Below are 3007 nucleotides of genomic sequence, written 5' to 3'. Positions count from 1 at the left end.
GCCGCCACCAAGCCCGAGCACGCTGGTTCCACCAACGCACCCGACTCAACCGAGACTATGCCCTGGCCAACTAGCAAATGGCGGCTGCCGTACTACGACGCCGACGGTGTGCTGGCGTCCGCCCGCCGCTGGCGTGACCCCGACCTGGTGGCAAGCTGCCAATCGTTCATCGAGTCGCTCTACCAGGGCGGTGAGCCGCTCGACGAGTTCTTCGCCCGTGCAGTGGCGCCGACGGGGCCTCCCCGCTCGGGGTGAGAGATGGAAGGCGCCGGGTCGGACGAAGCCGGGCAGCCAAGCCTCCAGGGCAGACAATCGCGGCCTTCCATGTTCTACTGCCTTGCGTGACCACTGAGATCACGACGGGCCTCTTCGTCTTGTTGGGTGCGCTCGTTGGCGGCGGCGCCACGTTCGCCGTCGGTTGGCTGAGCACCCGCACCCAACGTGCTCAAGCCGAACATGCTCGCGGCAATGAGCTCGCAGACGCCGAGCGGGCCCGGAGCACCCAGCTCGCCGACGCCAGCAGCGGAGCCTACGTCGTGCTCCTGACCCGAGTGGACAGCTTCCTTGATCAGGCCCGGGAACTCAGCGACCTGTTGAACCTTCATCCCGAGGGTGAGCAGCCGACAGAGCAGCACCGGCAGTACACGGCCGAATGGAACCAACTCGTCGCCGCCAACGCCGTCGTTCAGGTCGCGGGACCTGATTCACTGGCGCAGCGCGCTCAGGCTCTGCTCGACGCGGTCGGTTCACTCTCAGAAATCATCGACAAGCGGTACCGCGGCCGTCGTTGGCCGCCTGGGCTTGAGGCCGGCTGGGACCGTGCGCACAAGGAGCGGTTCGACTTCCTACAGGCTGCCCGCCAGACGTACGCCGAGGGTTTCGTGATGCCTCCACCCGCCACGGTCCGTCCAAGCTGACCGGCCATCATCCGGGTGCGCGATTCAGTGCCCTCCGGTGCTCCCGTACATGCCATAGATGCCTCGTTCCGCCACCGCAGGTGAGGCCGGGAACCACGCCAACGCCGTCCAGTTTTCCATCGCGGCGAGGAGGATCTTCTTTACCTGCGTCTTGGCTTCCTCAAGAGCAAGATCGATAAAGCATTGGCATCTCCTCAGGTCATCACCGTTAAACAGACATAGCAGCACCCCGATCACCTGCAATCCCCGCGCCGTAGCCACCATCTTGGCGTCAGGAGGAAGCGGGATGTTCGACGCGAGTTGACGGGCGATGGATTGCACTACCCTGTCACCGCCGAAAAGGCTGGCCAGCCAGGCCGCTACGGCTCCGACGAGACCGTGCAGCATCTGCTTTCCGGCCAGTACTGCCCCGGCCGTCTGAGCCAACAGCTTGCACCTCCTGCGGCGCCGCCGCCCGAAGAGCCTCTTCCAGGTCTCCTCGGCGACGTATTCCGTCACGCGGCCGGACACAACATCAGCCCACCCGTCGTTAAGAACCCCGACACAAAATTCGGCAGCCCTCTCAACGCGCTCTTGGCGGCGGCGTTCCTGGGCTCCCCCACCCCTTACGCTCCCCGCGCGTGAAACGCCCCCGCCAGCGCCTCGCCGACCTGGGCTGGCCGATACTGGAGATCTCCGTCTTGCCGATCTCTGCTTTGGGTGTCGCGGCCCCTCCTCCGGCAGTCCGACGTGCCGGCGGCAACGTACCCCCGGCGCGCCAACTGGGTTCTTGCAGAGAGTGTTGTCCTTGCATCGGGCACGACATCGAGGCATGCCACCATCCTCATCCATCTGCCAATGGATAACTGTCGATATTTTTACACCGACAAGCGGCGGGCTCGAGCCTGTCCCGACGGCCGATCCTCGCCCTGGGGCGGGTCCCGCCGATGCCGCTACTCTGGCCGGCGAGACGCCGCGCGACGCGCCGAGACTCCCCGGCGGGCGGGCTCCACCGACGCCCGGCGGCATCGGGTACTCCGTCTGAGATGAAAGCGTCTTGGCCGCCCAGGTCCTCGACGGCGGCGGAGAAGGCCGTCGCTCGGCGCTCAACTTGCCGTCAACACAGGCACCACGGAGTGGGTCCCGGCTGGCAGAATCTGGTAGGTGGGCGTACCGATGGATGACATTCGCGCCGGGCTTCTGGCGACGGCACTCGTCCTGGCCCTTGCCGGATGCTCCGACAACGCCCCCGACGACGAGCCGACAGGGAGGACCACCAGCGTGAGCCCGGCACCGGTCCGGACCGACCGAGACCCGATCGCGAAACGGTTTCCGCGCCTCGGCGAGTTCGTCGAAACCCACTGGCAGGCGTCAGCCGCCGGAGCTGACACCCGCGGCGTCACCGGCCCGACCGACACGCGCATCGAGGCGCTGGTCGTGCTGCGACCCGACACCCTGGCCACAATCATCAAAGGGTACGAATGGCAGCCCGCACCGCCCAACTGGGACGCACCGCTGAGCGCCGAGCTGCGCCCGTTCCTGCCGACCGGCGGCACCTGGCAGGTCAGTGAGCAGTTCGCCAAGGACGTGCGGACGGCACAGTACAACGGCACCGTCTACCTCGACGCCGGCAGCGGCACGGTCTTCCTGCGAGTCATCGACAGTTGACCCGCCAGACATCGCACCCGGCAGGAGCCGCTCTGCAGCGGTGGGAACTCGCTACACCGCTGATCGGGCTGAGCCTGCTGATGGTTGTTCCGGCGGTGTTCGGCACCGTGACCTGGTGGTCCTTCTACGGGGTCGGCTACCGGGTGCTGAGCGTCGTCATCTGCCTCGTCCTCACCGCTCAACTGGCGGTGGCGGTCTCCATCGGCGTCCGACCGAGCAGGGACGTGCCTTGGACGAGGGTCGGGCTGGTCATTCTCGGCATGCTGGTCGCCTGCGGCCTGGCCCACGGCCCCGGCGTTGTTCCGGCTTGAGATGTTCTGTCCAGGTTCAGGATGGGTCCAAGGTGGGAGTTGTGGGACGAGCGCGACTCTGATGATCTTTCGGGTGTCTAGACCTAAAGATCGTTCCAGGAGCCGCGCTCGTGTCCTCATCTTCCCCGATCC

At 66.4% G+C, this 3007-nt stretch carries 5 protein-coding genes; 4 read left to right on the top strand and 1 reads right to left on the bottom strand.

Going from position 1 to position 3007, the window contains the following annotated elements; translation table 11 throughout:
* Both AB0H52_RS31675 and AB0H52_RS31670 read left to right on the top strand, forming a co-directional pair.
* On the top strand, positions 1-255 hold a 255-nt coding region (locus AB0H52_RS31675; protein ID WP_357951954.1), incomplete at its 5' end, for a DUF6879 family protein.
* Between the two features lie 86 nt (positions 256-341).
* Positions 342-917 carry a hypothetical protein gene (locus AB0H52_RS31670; RefSeq protein ID WP_151492691.1) on the top strand — a complete coding sequence of 192 codons (576 nt, stop codon included), beginning with the start codon at positions 342-344 and terminating at the stop codon, positions 915-917.
* Positions 918-941: 24 nt separating this feature from the next.
* Here AB0H52_RS31670 and AB0H52_RS31665 read toward each other — a convergent pair whose 3' ends face one another.
* Positions 942-1415, bottom strand: a complete 474-nt coding sequence (locus AB0H52_RS31665; RefSeq protein ID WP_151492692.1) for a hypothetical protein — start codon at positions 1413-1415, stop codon at positions 942-944.
* Between the two features lie 657 nt (positions 1416-2072).
* On the opposite strand from AB0H52_RS31665, the gene AB0H52_RS31660 reads away from it, so the two are divergent.
* Positions 2073-2564, top strand: coding sequence for a hypothetical protein (locus AB0H52_RS31660; protein WP_357951952.1), 492 nt, complete (start codon positions 2073-2075; stop codon positions 2562-2564).
* Complete coding sequence (locus tag AB0H52_RS31655) at positions 2561-2875, top strand: hypothetical protein (protein ID WP_225854886.1); 315 nt, start codon at positions 2561-2563, stop codon at positions 2873-2875. The genes AB0H52_RS31660 and AB0H52_RS31655 overlap by 4 nt, the downstream gene beginning before the upstream one ends.
* The last annotated feature ends 132 nt before the right edge of the window (positions 2876-3007 follow it).

The organism is Micromonospora sp. NPDC050695 (genome assembly GCF_040654415.1).
GTDB lineage: Bacteria > Actinomycetota > Actinomycetes > Mycobacteriales > Micromonosporaceae > Micromonospora.
Note: the sequence above shows the minus strand (reverse complement) of the source record. Positions and strands in the feature narration are given on the sequence as shown.

Excerpts from the sequence above, each read along its gene's own strand:
- AB0H52_RS31660 (WP_357951952.1), top strand. The coding sequence starts at position 2,073 with ATGGATGACATTCGCGCCGGGCTTCTGGCGACGGCACTCGTCCTGGCC.